The sequence below is a fragment of the Rhodococcus coprophilus NBRC 100603 genome, from assembly GCF_001895045.1.
In the GTDB taxonomy this organism is placed as follows: domain Bacteria; phylum Actinomycetota; class Actinomycetes; order Mycobacteriales; family Mycobacteriaceae; genus Rhodococcus; species Rhodococcus coprophilus.
In genome coordinates, this window is record NZ_BDAM01000008.1 from 201,035 (window position 1) to 217,475 (window position 16,441).

The following is a 16,441-nucleotide window of genomic DNA, read 5'->3' on the forward strand; positions in this document are numbered from 1 at the left end:
ACCGGCACACGGGAACTACTGGGCCGCACCGGAGATACCCGGCTTTTCGAGATAGAACACGACGCTCTTGCCCATCACCGGGTCGAGCAGCCGCTCTGCGGTCCGGGTGATCCACGGACCCTTCATCAGATCCCACACCAGCATCCGGTGATACGCCTTGGTCAGCGGATTGTCGTTGTTGTCGACGCCGACCGCGCACTTGAGCCACCAGTACGGAGCATGCAGAGCGTGGGCGAATCCGGTTCCGGACACCTTCAGTCCGGCAGAGGTGAGTTTGCCCGCGAGCTCGTCGGCCTTGTAGATGCGGACGTGGCCACCCTCGACCTCGTGATACGCGTCGGACAGTGCCCAGCACACCTTTTCGGGGAACCAGCGCGGCACGGTGACCGCGGCGACGCCGCCCGGCTTGAGCACCCGCACCAGTTCGGCGATGGCACGCTCGTCCTCGGGCACATGCTCGAGGACCTCGGAAATCAGGACGATATCGAACGAGGAATCCTCGTAAGGCAGCGCGAGCGCGTCACCGACCTCCGCGCGGGCGAGGGTGCCCTCGGGGACCTGCCCCTCGAGTTCCATGGCGACGAACATGTCGGCGACCGCCTTCATATCCTCGGCACTGCGATCGAACGCCACCACGTCCACGCCGCGTCGATACAACTCGAACGAGTGCCGCCCGGCACCCGCTCCGATATCGATGGCGCGCTGTCCTGGTGCGATTCCCAGCCGGTCGAAGTCGACGGTGAGCATCAGTTCGTCCTTCCTTCGTGTGCGGCGACGGCCTGTTCGTACACGCGCGCGGTCTGCGCGGCCACCGCGGCCCAGCTGTACTTGTCGAGCACCCGTGCGCGCGCCTTGATCCCGAGGTCCTCGCGTGCGCCGGGATCTTCGAGGAGATCGGCCAGGGCGCCGGCCAACTGCGCGGCGTCACCCGGCGTGACGAGGACACCCGCGTCGCCGACCACCTCGGGGATCGCGCCGGCGCGACTCGCGACCAGCGGCGTTCCACACGACATCGCCTCCACAGCAGGCAACGAAAAGCCTTCGTAGAGAGACGGAACCGCCGCGACCTCCGCGGACGCGAGAAGCGCTGCCAGCTCGGCGTCCTCGATACCGGACACGGTACGCACGACGTCGCCGATCGCGAGAGCGTCAATGAGACGCTCGGTGGCTCCTCCCGGAGCCAGCTTGGACACGAGAACGAGCTCGACCTCTCGCTCCGTCCGCAGTTTCGCCACCGCCTCGAGCAGGGTCGGCACTCCCTTGAGCGGAGCGTCCGCGCTGGCGACACACACGATCCGACCCGCGACCCGCGGCGTGGACGGCGGTGCGAAGAGTTCGGTGTCCACCCCCAGCGGGATGGTGTGGATGCGTTCCGGCCGGATCCCGAAGGCGGCGCGGATGTCGTCGGCGGAGTTCGCGGACACGGTCAGCAGGGTGCCGATCCGCCGGGCCACCCGCTCCTGCATGCGGAGGAAGCCGTACCAGCGACGCAAGGTGATCTTCCGGCGCCACGTGCCGGCGGACGCAAGATCGAGTTCGCGGTCGCGGGTAATCGGATGGTGGATCGTCGCGACCAGCGGAAACCGCTCGGCGATCTTCAGCAGGCCGGAGCCGAGGGACTGGTTGTCGTGCACGACGTCGAAATCGCCGAGTCGCTCGCGCAGGAGCCTGGCCGCGCGCAGGCCGAACGTCCGGGGTTCCGGAAATCCTGCCGTCCACATGGTGGCGACCTCGAGAACATCGATCAGATCGCGATATTCGCCGGGACGGGGTGTCCGGAAAGGGTCCTCGTCCCGATACAGGTCGAGACTGGGCACCTTGGTGAGGGAAACGCCCGGATCGAGTTCCGGGTACGGCTGCCCGGAGAACACCTCGACCGTGTGGCCCTGCGCGACGAGTTCGCGACTGAGATGCCGCACGTAGACCCCTTGGCCCCCACAGTGCGGCTTGCTCCGGTACGACAACAGAGCTATTCGCACATTCCACCTCGGGTTGATTCGGACGGGCGTGGACCAGACGGGCACCTGACCGTCGGGTCGCGTAGAGCACCCTAGAACAAGTTCCGCCGTGTCACGATAGCGGCACGAACCGGATCGAGCCGACCGGCGGGATGCGAATGGGACCGCCGACGACAACACGACGAAGGCCCGGTATCCGTAGATACCGGGCCTTCGCCTGATGCGACCCTGACGGGACTCGAACCCGCGACCTCCGCCGTGACAGGGCGGCGCGCTAACCAACTGCGCCACAGGGCCATGCAGAACCCCGGGGGTTCCCATAGCAGGACCCACCGCATGCGGTGGGTCCGTCATATGTAATTGAGCGGTTGTTTGCCGGACAACCTCTGTGGCCAGGGCCGGGATCGAACCGGCGACCTTCCGCTTTTCAGGCGGACGCTCGTACCAACTGAGCTACCTGGCCGGACGGCACCCGAACCCGAATGCCGATCGTATGTGCTTTGCGACCCTGACGGGACTCGAACCCGCGACCTCCGCCGTGACAGGGCGGCGCGCTAACCAACTGCGCTACAGGGCCATACTTATTCAGTTCTTTCACCAAAGTACTGCACACTCCGACAGAGTCGAAGCGTACCCCCTACGGGATTCGAACCCGCGCTACCGCCTTGAAAGGGCGGCGTCCTAGGCCGCTAGACGAAGGGGGCCCGATCGGATCTCTCCGAACCGCACCCTCAACGGGTTTGGCGTTTCCGTTGGGAGCTTGGACAGCTTATGCCACGGCATTCGAGAATCACAAATCGCCAGGTCACACCCATTATTGAGCACTCGGGTGGGCACTGGGCCAACCACGCTCACGCCACCGTGCGAGCCACTCCTCGGACGCCGTCGCCTCCAGGGGAACCTCGAGGCAACTTTCGAACCGGGAGCGCACATCCACCCCCGGTGCAGTGAGGTCGGCGAGATAACGCTGACCGGCGAGAGACGAACCGACGGCGCCGACGAAACGCCGCAGATCCACCCCCGGCCGGAACAGCCCGAGCTCTCGGGCCTGCTCTGCCAACTGGTAGCCGGCCCGCCCCCACACGGCAGTTCCACGCAGACGCGCTTCGTCGACGAATTCCGGATCGATGACGAGACGGAACTCCGCTGCGATGACGACGTCGTTGTGGAGCGCCTCTCCCAGATCACAGATCATGCCGTGGAGTCGCTCGAAAGGATCGAGCTCCGTGAAGTCGACCCACCGGTCGACGATGGCCTGGTAATGGTCGAGCCCCTCCTCGAGGACTGCCCGGGCAAGGTCTTCCTTCGACTTGAAGTGGAAGTACATCGCACCCTTGGTGGCACCCGAATGTTCGAGGATCAGATTGATCGACGCCGCCGCGAATCCCCTCTTGGCGAATTCGGCCGCGGCCGACTCGACGATCGCGGCCCGGGTGCGCCGCGCACGCTCCTGCTGAAGTGGCATGGGGATTACAGCCTTCCGAGTACCTGTCGCCCCCCTCCGACAACTTTAGACTGCTCCGGCCCCTCAGGGCGGTGACTCCGGGCGAGAGCATCGCGTTCTCACGGCGTCGTCGGAGCACGTGTTCCGTCGGTGTCCCAAGAACACACCGAGTGGTATTCTTCGTCCGGCTCGGGTGCGAAGCAGGGGGTGAGCACCCGAGCCGTTTCGTGTTCCGGGCCGGTCGCCACGTCGGCGGGAGGGTGCCGGAACCCGGGACGGTCGGTCCGATACCATCGAGACGCTCGATGTGGTTACATTGTGCGCCCACGCCCCTATAGCTCAGTTGGTAGAGCTACGGACTTTTAATCCGCAGGTCGTAGGTTCGAGCCCTACTGGGGGCACCATGCACGACCCGGCGTCCGGATTTCCCGGACGCCGGGTCGTGCTGCTTTTCATGGGCACCGAGCCCGTAACGAATTTCGCGACAAATGGGATCAACGGGTCATGAGACTTCGCGTGCTTGCTCTCGCACCCGCCCTGGTTCTGCTCGCCGCCTGCGGAGGTGGCGACGGCGGCACCGCCGGCGCGGGGTCCCAGGTCGACTGGAACTACCTCCGTTCCCACCACGCGAACACTCTCGCGAACACCTCTTGCCTGAGCGATGCGACGACGTCTGCCGTGGACTGCAACCGCGAGCGCCATGAAGGCCTCACCGCCCTGCGCATCGATGCCGAGCGGCTCCCTGAAAGCGCGTCGAGACGCGACATGCTCGGCAGCATCGACCGCTGGCAGGAGAAGTACGCCGGTTACACCGGCGACGACTGCATGGGACCGTCCGGCACGCAAGGGGTCACGTGCGCGCTCGACGAGAGCCTTCTCAACATGACGATGGTGAACATCGAGTCCATCGCGAAGACGTCGGCGAACTGATTCTGCCCCGGGCCGTTCACCTGCCGGTTCGGTGGGAGCCCGGGGGCACGTCCTCCGGACCGGTACCCAACTCGTCGGCCGCCCGACGTCGCTCTCGCGCGCGCTGTTCCTCGAGTCGCTGCCGCTCGAGGTCCTCACGCACGTGGTGGAGGTCGCGGCCCCGCTTGCGGTAGCGGTCGACGGCGACGAAAAAAATCACGCACGCCAAGGCCCCGACGATCGCGCCCACCAATGATGCGCCCCGGAAACCCGGTGCATCGACATCGAGGATGCGCTCACCGGCGTGTGCGGCGTTGCTGCCACCGAGCACGATGCTCAGGGTCATGAGGTTGGGCAGCGCGATGACCAGCGCCGCCACGGCGAGAAGGATTTGCAGAGCCCGGTGGTGCTTCCATCGTCGGACCTGCCAGATACAAGCGAACAGGACGAGCGGGATCGCGGTGGAGAGAAGACCGAACGCGAGTCCCCACATAATGCCGCGGCCGAATCCACCCTCCGCGAGGCCGGCGATCCGTTGCGCCCACCATCTCGGGACGAATGCGGCGAGCACGAAATACGCAATGACGAGCACGGCCAGCGTGGCGACGACGACGAGCGTCTTCTTCGCCCACGGGGGCAAGCCCTGCCGTGCCTCCCCCGACCGAGTACTTGCGTCCGACATCCTGCGGCCCTCCCTGGGTCCTCGATAGACGCGCATCAGCCTACGGATCAGCCGACTTGCCGGCCGTGAATTCGCTCCCCTGCGTTTCCATCCGGTGACACAGCGCTTCTTTGGATACGGTGAGTCCGCAAAAACGGATTGTCTCGGTTCGTTTCGTTTCGGGGAGGAACATGCGCAGCTTCGTGGACCTGGGCCTGTTTCTGGCCGCAGTAGCACTGGGCATCGGGGCGGTGCTGCCCGTCGTCGGAGGTGTGCCGCCGACGCAGATACCGTTGTCGGGACTGCGTGACGGGTTCGCGAGCGGCGATCTGTCGAGCGTCGCCTCCCCCGGGCTACCGCTGTACCAGTCTCTTGCGGTGCCGCTGGCTGTGTCGGCCGTCCTGTTGTTGCTCGCGGCATTGTTCGACTCGGTCGTCACCGGGTGGGTCGGAACGATTCTGGGACTCGTCACGGCCATGGCGTTCTGGGTCCAGATCCTTTCTGCCCACGGCGAATACGTCCAGGAGAACCGCCGGACGGCGCTGACCAACCAGAACGGGACGGTGTTGTTGCTGAGCGGGATCCTGGTGGCCCTGCTGTGCTGTCTCGTCGCACTGCGCCGGCCACCGGGCGGCCGCAACACTTTCGACTGACCGGCCGCCACGCGCACCGCCCGAGTCGTTAACCTCGGCCGCACAGGCGGCCGCGACGGGACGCCCATGACCAGGCAGGTACTCATGGCAAGTCTCGACGAACTCCTCTCCCGGATCCCCATCGACAGCGTGGCCGAACGTCTCGGCGTCGACAGGCAGACCGCGGACACCGCGGTCCGGGCTGCGCTCCCCACCCTCGTCGGCGGGTTGGGCGCCAATGCCCGAAATCCGGAGGGAGCGGCCTCACTGATGTCGGCGCTCGACGAGCATTCCCGTTCGGGCCTGCTCGACGGCGTAGTGAACGTGGACAAGGTCGACACCGATGACGGCGGAAGAATTGTCTCCAACGTGTTCGGAGAGAAGAAGGACCAGGTCATCAGCACCCTGGGGACGGTGAACGGCTCCGGCGGGAGCACGCTCGTCGCCGATCTGCTCCCGATCCTCGCGCCGATCGTGCTGTCGTACCTGGCCGAACAGATAAAGGGCGCCGGCGCATCCGCCTCAGGAGGCGAACCTCGCGAGGGGGGCGCGCTCGGCGACCTTCTCGGCGGTCTGCTCGAGGGAGCATCCGGCCGCTCGGGCGGCGGCGGGGGCGGTATCGGCGACATCCTCGGCAGTGTTCTGGGCGGCAGTTCGGGCGGCGGACTCGGCGGTCTTCTCGGGGGTCTTCTCGGGGGCGGCAAGCGCTGAGGGCTCGCAGACGCGGACGTCGCCGGCACTCACGTCCGACGACATGCCCGGCTCGGCCTGTACGGTGACCGGCGGACGATTGTGATCGGCGACACCGATCGGCCCTGATCACGACAGGGCGTTGTACCGCACGACAGGCCGGTACGACATTTACCTACGGATCCGTAGGCTGACAGAGATCATGTGAAACCACAGGGAGGGTACGAAGGTATGACGCGAGTCCTGACACAGCTGGAGTTGCTGCGAGAGCTGGAGCCCGTGGCCGAAGCGAACGTCAACCGGCATCTCTCGATGGCGAAGGACTGGCATCCCCACGACTACGTCCCGTGGGACGAAGGACGCAACTTCGCCGCGATGGGCGGAGTCGACTGGGAACCCGAACAGTCGCAGCTCGGTGAGGTGGCCAAGGCCGCGATGATCACCAATCTGCTCACCGAGGACAACCTGCCCTCCTACCACCGCGAGATCGCCGAGGCGTTCAGCCGGGACGGCGCGTGGGGCACCTGGGTGGGTCGCTGGACTGCCGAGGAGAACCGCCACGGCATCGTCATGCGCGACTATCTCGTCGTCACCCGGGGCGTCGACCCCGTCGCACTCGAGAACGCACGCATGGAGCACATGACGAACGGCTTCGGTTCTCCCAACGAGACGGGCATGCTGCACTCGGTCGCGTACGTGACCTTCCAGGAGCTCGCCACACGCGTGTCGCATCGCAACACGGGTATCGCGTGCAACGATTCCGTCGCCGACAAGATGCTGCAACGCATCGCAGCCGACGAGAACCTGCACATGATCTTCTATCGCAACATCTGCGACGCCGCGCTGGACGTCGCTCCCCAGCAGACCCTGGAAGCGATCGTCGAGGTTCTCCGCACCTTCCAGATGCCCGGAGCGGGAATGCCCAATTTCCGCCGCAACGGTGTGCTCATGGCGAAGCACGGCATCTACGACCTGCGTCAGCACCTCGACGACGTGGTCATGCCGGTGCTGCGCAAGTGGCGGATCTTCGAACGCGATTTCGGCACCGGCGGCGCCCAGGCCCTCGACCAGCTGGGGACGCACCTCGAAGAACTCGAGCGTCAGGCCGTGAAGTTCGAGGAGATGCGCGACCGGTCGCTCGCGCGCGAGGCAGCCAAGCTCGAGCGCGCAGGCGCCCTGTCCTGAGTCCCGGCGCCCGGTAGGTCCCTGCGGATTCGGGGCCTACGTCGGCAAACGGTTATCCTGTGCCCGGTGCCCCTGTCGGTACCGGGCACAGCCGTCTTCCCGGTGAGATACCACGGGAGACCGCAATTTCACTGAAACACAACTCTTTCCAGAGGTTCCTTATGTCACCCCTTCGCATCGGCTCGCTCGAACTGAACAGCCCGGTCGTGCTGGCGCCGATGGCAGGCGTGACGAACGTCGCATTTCGCACACTCTGCCGTGAACTCGAACTCGAACGCGCCGGAAGCACCTCCGGGCTCTACGTGTGCGAGATGGTCACTGCACGCGCACTGGTCGAGCGGCATCCGGTCACCATGCACATGACGACGTTCGGTCCCACGGAAACACCCCGTTCCCTGCAGCTGTATACCGTCGATCCCGACACCACGTATGCGGCGGCGAAGATGATCGTCGACGAGAACATGGCCGACCACATCGACATGAACTTCGGCTGCCCGGTGCCCAAGGTCACCCGGAAGGGTGGCGGGTCGGCTCTCCCCTACAAGCGTCGCCTCTTCGGGCAGATCGTCGCCGCAGCGGTCCGGGCCACCGAGGGAACCGACATCCCGGTGACGGTCAAGTTCCGGGTCGGCATCGACGACGAGCACCACACCCACCTGGACGCGGGCCGGATCGCTGCAGAAGAGGGCGCGGCCGCCGTGGCCCTGCATGCCCGGACCGCCGCGCAGCGCTACTCGGGCAACGCCGACTGGAACGAGATCGCCCGGCTCAAGGAACACGTCACCACTGTCCCGGTGCTCGGCAACGGAGACATCTTCGACGCCGGCGACGCGGAGAAGATGATGACGCAGACCGGTTGCGACGGTGTCGTAGTCGGGCGCGGCTGCCTCGGCCGGCCGTGGTTGTTCGCAGAACTCAGTGCCGCGCTCAACGGGCGGGAGATTCCCACTCCCCCTTCCCTGGGAGAAGTGACGCAGATCATGCGCCGCCACGCAGAGCTTCTTGCCGACCATCACGGCGAAGATCGCGGCACACGCGAACTCCGCAAGCACATCGCGTGGTACCTGCGCGGCTTCCCCGCCGGATCCGAAGTTCGCAGCGGTCTCGCGCGAGTGTCCTCGCTCGCCGAACTCGACGATCTTCTCGGAAAACTCGACGCCGACGTGCCTTTTCCAGCTGACGCGGAAGGCCCCCGTGGGCGCCAGGGTTCGCCGAGCACCGTCGCTCTGCCCGAAGGGTGGCTCGACGATCCGGAGGACACCTGCGTCCCGGTAGGTGCCGACATCATGCACTCGGGCGGGTAATACTCCTTACCCTTCCCACCGTCGGCGCCTCCACATAGTGGAGCCGCCACCGGCCGCGTGTACCGCTTCGGTAACAGACGGTCAGTATCATGACGGGATCATTGCGCTCCGCCCGTTCGCGGGCGGGGCGCGCGAATGCGGTCGACCCGCGGAGAGGCAAGGCACCGGTGGACGAAGGGCACGACTCGGGCCTGCCCGACAATCGCGCTCCCTGGGAACGTCCTATCGCAGATCCGTCCAGCCGGGAAGTTCCGATCTACCGAGAGGCTCCACCGGCTCATCGAGAGATTCCGGGCGACCGGCGCCCCCGTAGCCGATCCCGTCACTCGGACGCCCCTGCCGCCGACCCGCGCCCCGCACATTCGGACGATGGGTATTCCGGCGGTGCCCACTCCGCGGAAGCCCGTTCCGAGCGCGACCACGGCGGAGGACGCCGCGCCGATTCCGGCCGCAATCGCCGTGCCGCCGCCGACGGCGACCCCGATCGGCTCACCGTTGCGGACCTCGTGGACAAGGTGTCCCGCCGGGACGGTCCGCCTCCCCCCGAACCGCCGGTCACAGCGTCGTCGTCGCTGCCACCCGCGCATCCCCGTGTCCCGTCGGCCCGCCCGGTGTCTCCACCGACTCCACCGACTCCACCGCCGCCTCCACCGCCGCCCGTGGGACGGCCGGTACCCCCGTCTCTCCCGTCTGTGCCCCCGGCGGTAACGCCGCCCGCAATGCAGCCGCCCGCAATGCAGCCGCCCGCGGTATCCCCGTCTCTTCCGCCCGCGCCCCCCGCGGTGCCCCCGCGCGCAGTGCCGCCTGTGCCGCCTGCGCCCCCTGCTCCGGCACGGAGTCCACAACCGACACCACAGCGACCGCCTGCCGTTCCCGTTCGTCCCGCGGGAGCGCCACCCGGCCCTCCCGCACCGCGGAGAGCCCCGCGCCCCCCGGTCGCGGACAATCCCACCGAGCTCATCGAGCCGGTCGATGACGAATTCGAAACCGACCTGCCGGACGCCGAAGACATTTACGAGGAGCCCGCCGATCTCCGGGACGGCCGTACGCAGGCCGCACCTCGGGCCGTCGGCACCGACGGGCTGACCCGGCTCGAATCGAGCAAGAGACGGAAGAACCGGAAACTGCGGGCCGCGGCCCGGACGGCCGTCGCCGCCTTCTCGGTGCTCGCCCTCGTCGGCACCGGATCGGTGTGGGGTTACGTGAAGTCGACCGAAGCGGGTTTCTCGCAGATTGCCGCGCTCGACACCGAGTCTTCCGACATCGTCGACGCGGCCGGGCAGACGGGTGACGAGACCTACCTGATCGTCGGAACGGACACGCGCGCGGGAGCAAGCGGGGCGGTCGGTGCCGGAACCACCGCAGATGCGGAGGGCGCCCGCGCCGACACCGTGATCCTCGTCAACATCCCCGCAGACCGCAGCCGTGTGGTCGCGGTGTCGTTCCCCCGCGACCTCGATGTGGAGCGACCGGTGTGCCGCGGCTGGGACAGCTCGACCGGCGACTACAGCTCGGACACCTACCCCGCGGCGGAGGGCGACAAGCTCAACGCCACGTATGCACTCGGCGGCCCGAAGTGCCTGGTGAAGGTGATCCAGAAGATGTCCGGTCTGAAGATCGGGCATTTCGTCGGCATCGACTTCGCCGGGTTCGAAGCAATGGTCGACAAGGTGGGCGGTGTGGAGGTGTGCACGCCGACGCCCCTCGAGGACGGTGAGCTGGGCACCATTCTGGACTCGCCCGGCAAGCACACCCTGAGCGGGAACAAGGCACTCGACTACGTCCGAGCCCGCTACGTGTTCACCGAGGGCAACGGCGACTACGGCCGGATCACCCGGCAGCAGAAGTTCCTGTCGTCCCTGCTGCGCTCCGCCTTGTCGAACAAGGTTCTGCTCGATCCGGGCAAGCTCAACGGCTTCATCGGCGCCTTCACCAGCGCCACATTCGTCGAGAACGTCAACACCGAGTCGCTGGTCAAGCTCGGTCGCTCCCTCCAGAACGTCGACGCGGGGGCCGTCACCTTCCTGACGGTGCCGACGGCGGGCACGAACGACTGGGGCAACGAGATCCCCCGGCTCGACGACATCGAATCGATCTTCACCGCCATCATCGACGACCTTCCGCTCCCCGGCGAGAAGCGCGAGGAGCCCCAGGACGACGCCGCTCCCGTAGCCCCTGAACCGATACCGGTCGCGCCGGGACAGACGGCTGTCGACCCGGGCACTGTGAGCGTGCAGGTCTCCAACGCGTCCGGCGAGTCGGGTCTGGCAGCACGGATCGCCGAAACTGTCGGAGCATACGGCTTCCCCGTCTACTCGGTGGGGAACTACACCAGCACCAGCACCAAGACGGTGATCCGATTCACGCCCGGTCAGGAGACCGAAGCCATGACGGTCGCCTCCTCTTTCCCGGACGCGGTGCTGCAGGAGGCTCCGCCGTCCGCACAGCTCGGCTCTCTCGTCGAGATCGTGCTCGGCACCAGCTTCGACGGCACCGTCGTCGCACCCACCCCCGCAGGAACCGAACTCGAGCCGGTGGCGATCGAAGCGTCGTCGAGCAAGGATGCCATCGAGCTGCCCTCCGACCTTTACATCACCAATGCCGGTGACGACCTGTGTAGCTGAGGGCTTCCCGCATCCGCCAGTTCACCCCCGGTTCACCCGATGCTCGTGACCTGTACTTTTCCGCACCGTAGGCTTTGCCGTTATGCGCGTCGTCTACAACGTACAAATGAGCGAACTCGGTGACCTTCTCGGAGAGATGGCCGGGCTCGCCGGACTTGCAATGGAGCGGTCCACCCAAGCTCTCCTCACCGCCGATCTCGGCCTCGCCGAGCAGGTGATCGAAGAGCACGACAAGATCACCGACCTCGCGGTGGTCTGCGAGGAGAAGGCGTTCCAGCTCCTCGCCCTCCAGGGGCCGGTGGCGGGTGACCTGCGAGCAGTGGTGAGCGGCATCCAGATCGTCGCCGATATCGATCGTATGGGTGCTCTCGCCCTGCACATCGCGAAGGCGACCCGTCGCCGGCATCCCAACCACGTCCTTCCGGACGAGGTCAAGGGATACTTCGCCGAGATGGGCCGCATCGCCGTCGCCCTCGGCGGAGCAACACGGGAGATCCTCGAAACCCGCGACCCCGAGCGCGCGGCGCGTCTGCACCACGAGGACGAAGCGATGGACGATCTGCATCGCCACCTCTTCAAGGTGCTCATGAATCCGGAATGGAAGCACGGCGTCGCAGCGGCCGTCGACGTCACGCTGCTGGGCCGCTTCTACGAGCGGTTCGCAGACCACGCGGTCGAGGTGGGACGCCGAGTCATCTTCCTGGTCACCGGAAAGCTCCCCACCGAAGAAGAGATCCGCGCACTCGGCACCAAGGTCGACAAGCTGACGGTGTACCCGACCGAATCCTGATCATCATCCGAACAAGGCGAAGCCCCGGCCGGGATTTCCGGCCGGGGCTTCCGTACATCACATGCTGGTCGGCTCAGCCGAAGCGGCCCGAGATGTAGTCCTCGGTGGCCTTCTGGGTCGGGTTGGAGAAGATCTTCTCGGTGTCGTCGATCTCCACGAGCCTGCCCGGCCGGCCCGTGGCCTCGAGGTTGAAGAACGCGGTCTGGTCGCTCACCCGCGCAGCCTGCTGCATGTTGTGGGTGACGATGACGATCGTGAAGTCCTGCTTGAGCTCCGCGATGAGGTCCTCGATCGCGAGGGTGGAGATCGGATCGAGCGCGGAGCAGGGCTCGTCCATCAACAGCACATCGGGCTGGACCGCGATCGCGCGCGCGATGCACAGCCGCTGCTGCTGACCGCCGGAGAGACCGCCGCCGGGCTTGTCGAGACGGTCCTTGACCTCGTTCCACAGGTTCGCGCCACGCAACGACTTCTCTGCGACCTCGTCGAGGAACTTCTTGTCGCGCATGCCCTGCAACTTCAATCCCGCGACCACGTTGTCCCGAATGGACATGGTGGGAAACGGATTCGGGCGCTGGAAGACCATGCCGATCGTCTTGCGCACACCGACCGGGTCGACGTCCGCGCCGTAGATGTCCTCGCCGTCGAGCAGCACGGACCCCTCGACGCGGGCGCCGGGGGTGACCTCGTGCATGCGGTTGAGCGAGCGCAGCACAGTGGACTTGCCGCAGCCCGACGGGCCGATGAACGCGGTGACGCTCCGCGGGGGCACGGAAAGCGTCACGTCGGCTACGGCGTGGAACTTGCCGTAGTAGATGTTGACGTCCTTGAGATCCAGACGCTTTGCCATTACAGGCTCCCTAATGGTGAATCGATGTCGTGAGAGAAGTTCATGGGTCGCTACTTCCTGGAGCCGACCTGCGAGTAATGGCTGATCACCTTGGCCGCGACGTTCAGCACCGCGATCACAAGAATCAGTGTGAGGGCGGCGCCCCAGATTCGTTGCGAACCGGCGGCGGTCGGGTTGTTCATCTCGGCGACCATCACGCCGGGAAGCGAACCCTGCTCGCCACCGAACAGATCGAAATTGATGAACGGCGCGTAGCCGACGAGGATCAGCAACGGTGCGGTCTCCCCCATGACGCGGGCGAGCGCGAGCATGATGCCGGTGATGATGCCGGCGATCGAGGTGGGAAGAACGATGCGTGCGATGGTCTTCCACTTCGGGACGCCCAGCGCGTACGACGCTTCACGCAGGTCCTGCGGCACGATGCGGAGCATCTCCTCCGTGCTGCGTACCACCACGGGCACCATCAGCAGGACGAGCGCGAGGGACACCGCGAAGCCCGACTTGGGCATTCCGAACGTGGACACCCACAGGGCGTAGATGAAGAGGGCCGCGACGATCGACGGCACGCCGCTGAGGATGTCGACCATGAAGGTCGTGATCTTGCCGAGCTTCGACCGGCCCGCGTACTCCACGAGGTAGATCGCGACGAAGACCCCGAGCGGAATCGAGATGATCGCGCAGACGAGGCCTTGCAGCAGTGTGCCGACCAGCGCGTGGTAGATGCCGCCGCCGGTCGACGAGGCTGTCAGCCCGCTCAGCGAATGGGTGAACCACGTCGCGGACATCAGGGCCGGGAGCCCCTTGGTGACGACTGTGGCGAGAACCCAGATGAGCGGCACGAGAGCGACGAGGACCGATAGGGTCACCAGCACCGTCGCACCGGCATCGGTGATACGGCGGCGGACGCTGACCCGCTGGAAGGTGGGTGCCTTGACGGGCGAGTCGAGGGTGGTGGTCGACATATCAGTCCCTCTTTCCTGCGACGACCATGCGAGCCGCGGCGTTGACCAAGAAGGTCAGTACGAAGAGCACCAGGCCTGCGGCGATGTAGGCGCCTGCCTGGATCTCGTTGTTGAACTCGGCGTACCCGAGGGCGATCTTGGACGCGATCGTCGCACCGCCGTCGAACAAGGACCACGAGAACCCCGACGACGTGGTGCGCAGGATCAGGTACAGCGCCATCGTCTCGCCGAGGGCACGGCCGAGGCCGAGCATCGAACCGCTGACGTAACCGGACTTGCCGAACGGGATGATGGTCGTCTTGACGACCTCCCAGCGGGTGGCACCGAGTGCGAGTGCGGCTTCGATGTGCGCGACGGGCGTCTGCACGAACACTTCGCGGCTGACCGCCGCGATCGTCGGCAGGATCATCACCGCCAGGACGATCCCCGCGGTGAAGATCGTGCCGCCGCCCATGATCGAACCGCTGCCCGTCGCGAACAGCGGGAACCAGCCGAACGTGGTGTTCAGCCAGGTGGCGACCGGGCGAAGGAACGGCGCGAGGACGAGGACGCCCCACAGCCCGTACACGATCGAGGGGACCGCGGCGAGCAGATCGATCACGTAGGCGAGCGGCTTCTTGATCCGGGCCGGGCAGTAGGTGGTCAAGAAGATTGCGATACCGAGGGCGACGGGCATCGCGAGGGCGAGCGCGAACAGCGAGACCAGCACCGTGACCTGGAACAGGTCGAGGACGCCGAAGGCCATGTCCTCGATGTCCTGGGTGATCCACTGGTCGCTCGTGAGGAAGTTGACGGTGTTGCGTTGCAGGGCGGGCACGGCACGCCACACGAGGAATACCGCGATCGCGCCGATGATCACCGAGATCAGGATCGCGGACCCGGTGGCCAGCGAACCGAAGATGCGATCGCCCGGCCGCACGACAGTCTTCTGCGTGCGTTCCGAGGGTGGTGTGGTGCTAATCGTTGCCTCCGTAGTACCGGGGTGACCGCCCGTTCCTGACCGGGTCGGGCCGTCCGACTCCGTCCGAGCCGTTGTCGTGGGCGCGTCACTCATATGCGCTCATATTCTCTCTGGGCTTGTTCATCGGGAACGGGCGGCCCACCGATCTACTCGGACGCGATGGCGTCGATCGACTCGGTCAGGCGCTCCTTGAAGGTATCCGGCAGCGGCACGTAGCCCTGTTCCCCGAGGCCGTCCTGGCCCTCGTTCGCCGCCGAGGTGAGGAAGGACTTGAGCGCGGCAGCGGTATCGGCGTCGTATCCGGCGGAGCAGACGATCTCGTAGGTCGCCAGCACCAGCGGGTACGTCCCCTCCTCGGTGGTACCGAAGATCGAGGACAGGTCCAGTGTCAGGTCACCTTCGCCGGAGGGCGAGAACCCGGCACCCTCGATCGCTTTGGCAGCGGAGTCCTCGGTGAGTTCCACCGGGCCCGAACCGTTGTCGAGCAGTGCCATGCTCAGGCCGTTCTGATCGGCGAACGACTTCTCGACGTAGGTGATGGACCCCGGCGAACCGCTGACCGCCTGCGCGACACCGGCCGAGCCCTTCGCGCCTTCGCCGACGCCGCCGGTGAAGTCGGACCCGGTACCGCTGGTCCATGCGCCGTCCGACGCGACCTCGAGGTACTGCTGGAAGTTGTCCGTGGTGCCCGACGAGTCGGAGCGCACGATCGGCGTGACGGCGGTGTCGGGCAGGTCCACTCCCTCGTTCAGCGCGGCGATCGCCGGGTCGTTCCAGGTGGTGATCGAGCCGTTGAAGATCTTGGCGGTGGTCTGCGCGTCGAGCACCAGATTGTCGACGCCTTCCAGGTTGTAGGCCAGCGCGACCGGGCCGAACACCAGCGGAAGGTTCCAGGCCGGGCTGCCCGCGCAACGCGTGAGCGCCTGCTCGGCCTGGTCACCCTTGATCGCGGAATCCGAACCGGCGAAGTCGATCTGGCTCGCGATGAACTGTGTGCGGCCGTCACCCGAACCGGTCGGGTTGTAGGCCACGTTGACCGTCTTGCCCTTCTGCGAGCACACGGCGATGTAGATGGCGACGAACTCGTCCATCGCATTCTTCTGCGCGGACGAGCCGGCAGCCGACAGGTTGGGCTTGCCCTCGCAGGTCGCGCGGGACGCGGAAGCATCGACGTCGATCGAACCCGAGTTGTCGTCGGATCCACACGCGGTGAGCGTGAGAGCGCCGACAGCCAATGCGCCCAGCAGGGCACCATTGCGCTTGAGGTTCACCTGTAGTCCTCCGGAGTTCACCACCGCTGACCGAAGGCAGCGGAATCGAGGCGCGGGTGATCCCTGCGCCGGGCCGTCGCAGCGACCCGTATGGAAAAACTAGGTGCTCCCGGTTGACTGAGGGACGACCGAAGGTGAACGGAGGATGAACAGACCGGATACACCTGGCAGGCTGTTGCGACCGTCACTCCGGCATTGCT

16 protein-coding genes and 5 tRNA genes are annotated in these 16,441 nt (G+C 66.3%); 8 read left to right on the plus strand and 13 right to left on the minus strand.

All coding sequences use genetic code 11. From position 1 onward, the window contains the following. Positions 1-15: 15 nt before the first annotated feature. The 7 genes from RDCOP1_RS14925 to RDCOP1_RS14955 all read right to left on the minus strand — a co-directional run bounded on the left by RDCOP1_RS14925 (position 16) and on the right by RDCOP1_RS14955 (position 3,423). Positions 16-747 carry a class I SAM-dependent methyltransferase gene (locus tag RDCOP1_RS14925; RefSeq protein WP_072701876.1) on the minus strand — a complete coding sequence of 244 codons (732 nt, stop codon included), beginning with the start codon at positions 745-747 and terminating at the stop codon, positions 16-18. Further along, positions 747-2,138 (minus strand): glycosyltransferase family 4 protein, encoded by a 1,392-nt coding sequence (locus RDCOP1_RS21540; RefSeq protein ID WP_084722633.1) that lies wholly within the window; start codon positions 2,136-2,138, stop codon positions 747-749. The genes RDCOP1_RS14925 and RDCOP1_RS21540 overlap by 1 nt, the downstream gene beginning before the upstream one ends. Before the next feature lie 43 nt (positions 2,139-2,181). Further along, positions 2,182-2,255: transfer RNA gene (locus RDCOP1_RS14935), tRNA-Asp, on the minus strand. 92 nt (positions 2,256-2,347) lie between these two features. Continuing rightward, positions 2,348-2,421, minus strand: a tRNA-Phe gene (locus RDCOP1_RS14940). Positions 2,422-2,461: 40 nt separating this feature from the next. After that, positions 2,462-2,535, minus strand: a tRNA-Asp gene (locus tag RDCOP1_RS14945). Between the two features lie 54 nt (positions 2,536-2,589). Further along, positions 2,590-2,662 (minus strand) — tRNA-Glu (locus RDCOP1_RS14950). Positions 2,663-2,772: 110 nt separating this feature from the next. Next, positions 2,773-3,423 carry a TetR family transcriptional regulator gene (locus RDCOP1_RS14955; protein ID WP_072701880.1) on the minus strand — a complete coding sequence of 217 codons (651 nt, stop codon included), beginning with the start codon at positions 3,421-3,423 and terminating at the stop codon, positions 2,773-2,775. A gap of 307 nt (positions 3,424-3,730) precedes the next feature. On the opposite strand from RDCOP1_RS14955, the gene RDCOP1_RS14960 reads away from it, so the two are divergent. Both RDCOP1_RS14960 and RDCOP1_RS14965 read left to right on the plus strand, forming a co-directional pair. Beyond that, a tRNA-Lys gene (locus RDCOP1_RS14960) sits at positions 3,731-3,806 on the plus strand. 100 nt (positions 3,807-3,906) lie between these two features. Continuing rightward, positions 3,907-4,332 (plus strand): hypothetical protein, encoded by a 426-nt coding sequence (locus RDCOP1_RS14965; RefSeq protein WP_072701882.1) that lies wholly within the window; start codon positions 3,907-3,909, stop codon positions 4,330-4,332. A 16-nt stretch (positions 4,333-4,348) separates the two neighbouring features. Here the strand turns inward: RDCOP1_RS14965 and RDCOP1_RS14970 are convergent, their stop codons facing one another. After that, entirely contained in the window at positions 4,349-4,993 is a 645-nt protein-coding gene (locus RDCOP1_RS14970; RefSeq protein WP_072701884.1) for a hypothetical protein, read from the minus strand. A 170-nt stretch (positions 4,994-5,163) separates the two neighbouring features. Here RDCOP1_RS14970 and RDCOP1_RS14975 point away from each other — a divergent pair, with 170 nt between their 5' ends. The 4 genes from RDCOP1_RS14975 (at position 5,164) to dusB (ending at position 8,783) form a co-directional block, all read left to right on the plus strand. After that, positions 5,164-5,625 (plus strand): hypothetical protein, encoded by a 462-nt coding sequence (locus RDCOP1_RS14975; RefSeq protein ID WP_072701886.1) that lies wholly within the window; start codon positions 5,164-5,166, stop codon positions 5,623-5,625. A gap of 84 nt (positions 5,626-5,709) precedes the next feature. Beyond that, entirely contained in the window at positions 5,710-6,315 is a 606-nt protein-coding gene (locus RDCOP1_RS14980; RefSeq protein WP_072702054.1) for a DUF937 domain-containing protein, read from the plus strand. A gap of 210 nt (positions 6,316-6,525) precedes the next feature. Continuing rightward, entirely contained in the window at positions 6,526-7,479 is a 954-nt protein-coding gene (locus tag RDCOP1_RS14985) for an acyl-ACP desaturase (RefSeq protein ID WP_072701888.1), read from the plus strand. A 161-nt stretch (positions 7,480-7,640) separates the two neighbouring features. Beyond that, a complete protein-coding gene (dusB, locus tag RDCOP1_RS14990; protein WP_072701890.1) occupies positions 7,641-8,783 on the plus strand; it encodes a tRNA dihydrouridine synthase DusB in 1,143 nt (380 codons plus the stop codon). Positions 8,784-9,338: 555 nt separating this feature from the next. On the opposite strand, the gene RDCOP1_RS21855 is transcribed toward dusB, so the two are convergent. Beyond that, positions 9,339-9,680, minus strand: a complete 342-nt coding sequence (locus tag RDCOP1_RS21855; protein ID WP_231923103.1) for a hypothetical protein — start codon at positions 9,678-9,680, stop codon at positions 9,339-9,341. Here RDCOP1_RS21855 and RDCOP1_RS14995 point away from each other — a divergent pair. Together RDCOP1_RS14995 and phoU are read left to right on the plus strand one after the other, a co-directional pair. Continuing rightward, on the plus strand, positions 9,566-11,407 hold the full coding sequence (locus RDCOP1_RS14995; protein ID WP_072701892.1) for an LCP family protein: 1,842 nt from the start codon (positions 9,566-9,568) through the stop codon (positions 11,405-11,407). The two genes, RDCOP1_RS21855 and RDCOP1_RS14995, sit on opposite strands and share 115 nt — an antisense overlap. Positions 11,408-11,489: 82 nt before the next feature. Beyond that, positions 11,490-12,197: a phosphate signaling complex protein PhoU gene (phoU, locus tag RDCOP1_RS15000; RefSeq protein ID WP_072701894.1), complete on the plus strand. Its 708-nt coding sequence runs from the start codon at positions 11,490-11,492 to the stop codon at positions 12,195-12,197. Between the two features lie 73 nt (positions 12,198-12,270). Here phoU and pstB read toward each other — a convergent pair whose 3' ends face one another. Genes pstB through pstS form a run of 4 tightly spaced genes read right to left on the minus strand, consistent with a single transcriptional unit; the run spans position 12,271 to position 16,241 of the window. Then, positions 12,271-13,047, minus strand: coding sequence for a phosphate ABC transporter ATP-binding protein PstB (gene pstB, locus RDCOP1_RS15005; RefSeq protein ID WP_072701896.1), 777 nt, complete (start codon positions 13,045-13,047; stop codon positions 12,271-12,273). Between the two features lie 50 nt (positions 13,048-13,097). Further along, positions 13,098-14,009, minus strand: a complete 912-nt coding sequence (gene pstA, locus RDCOP1_RS15010) for a phosphate ABC transporter permease PstA (protein ID WP_072701898.1) — start codon at positions 14,007-14,009, stop codon at positions 13,098-13,100. 1 nt (position 14,010) lies between these two features. Continuing rightward, entirely contained in the window at positions 14,011-15,063 is a 1,053-nt protein-coding gene (gene pstC / locus RDCOP1_RS15015; RefSeq protein ID WP_072701900.1) for a phosphate ABC transporter permease subunit PstC, read from the minus strand. Between the two features lie 53 nt (positions 15,064-15,116). Further along, the gene (pstS, locus tag RDCOP1_RS15020; protein WP_072702056.1) at positions 15,117-16,241 is read right to left on the minus strand and encodes a phosphate ABC transporter substrate-binding protein PstS; all 1,125 of its coding nucleotides are present in this window, start codon (positions 16,239-16,241) and stop codon (positions 15,117-15,119) included. Positions 16,242-16,441 lie beyond the last annotated feature (200 nt).

Coding starts and splice junctions, on each gene's coding strand:
- RDCOP1_RS14965 (WP_072701882.1), top strand. CDS start 3,907: ATGAGACTTCGCGTGCTTGCTCTCGCACCCGCCCTGGTTCTGCTCGCC.
- pstB (WP_072701896.1), bottom strand. CDS start 13,047: ATGGCAAAGCGTCTGGATCTCAAGGACGTCAACATCTACTACGGCAAG.
- pstC (WP_072701900.1), bottom strand. CDS start 15,063: ATGAGTGACGCGCCCACGACAACGGCTCGGACGGAGTCGGACGGCCCG.
- RDCOP1_RS14925 (WP_072701876.1), bottom strand. CDS start 747: ATGCTCACCGTCGACTTCGACCGGCTGGGAATCGCACCAGGACAGCGC.
- phoU (WP_072701894.1), top strand. CDS start 11,490: ATGCGCGTCGTCTACAACGTACAAATGAGCGAACTCGGTGACCTTCTC.
- pstA (WP_072701898.1), bottom strand. CDS start 14,009: ATGTCGACCACCACCCTCGACTCGCCCGTCAAGGCACCCACCTTCCAG.
- RDCOP1_RS14970 (WP_072701884.1), bottom strand. CDS start 4,993: ATGTCGGACGCAAGTACTCGGTCGGGGGAGGCACGGCAGGGCTTGCCC.
- RDCOP1_RS14955 (WP_072701880.1), bottom strand. CDS start 3,423: ATGCCACTTCAGCAGGAGCGTGCGCGGCGCACCCGGGCCGCGATCGTC.
- RDCOP1_RS14980 (WP_072702054.1), top strand. CDS start 5,710: ATGGCAAGTCTCGACGAACTCCTCTCCCGGATCCCCATCGACAGCGTG.
- RDCOP1_RS14975 (WP_072701886.1), top strand. CDS start 5,164: ATGCGCAGCTTCGTGGACCTGGGCCTGTTTCTGGCCGCAGTAGCACTG.
- dusB (WP_072701890.1), top strand. CDS start 7,641: ATGTCACCCCTTCGCATCGGCTCGCTCGAACTGAACAGCCCGGTCGTG.
- RDCOP1_RS14985 (WP_072701888.1), top strand. CDS start 6,526: ATGACGCGAGTCCTGACACAGCTGGAGTTGCTGCGAGAGCTGGAGCCC.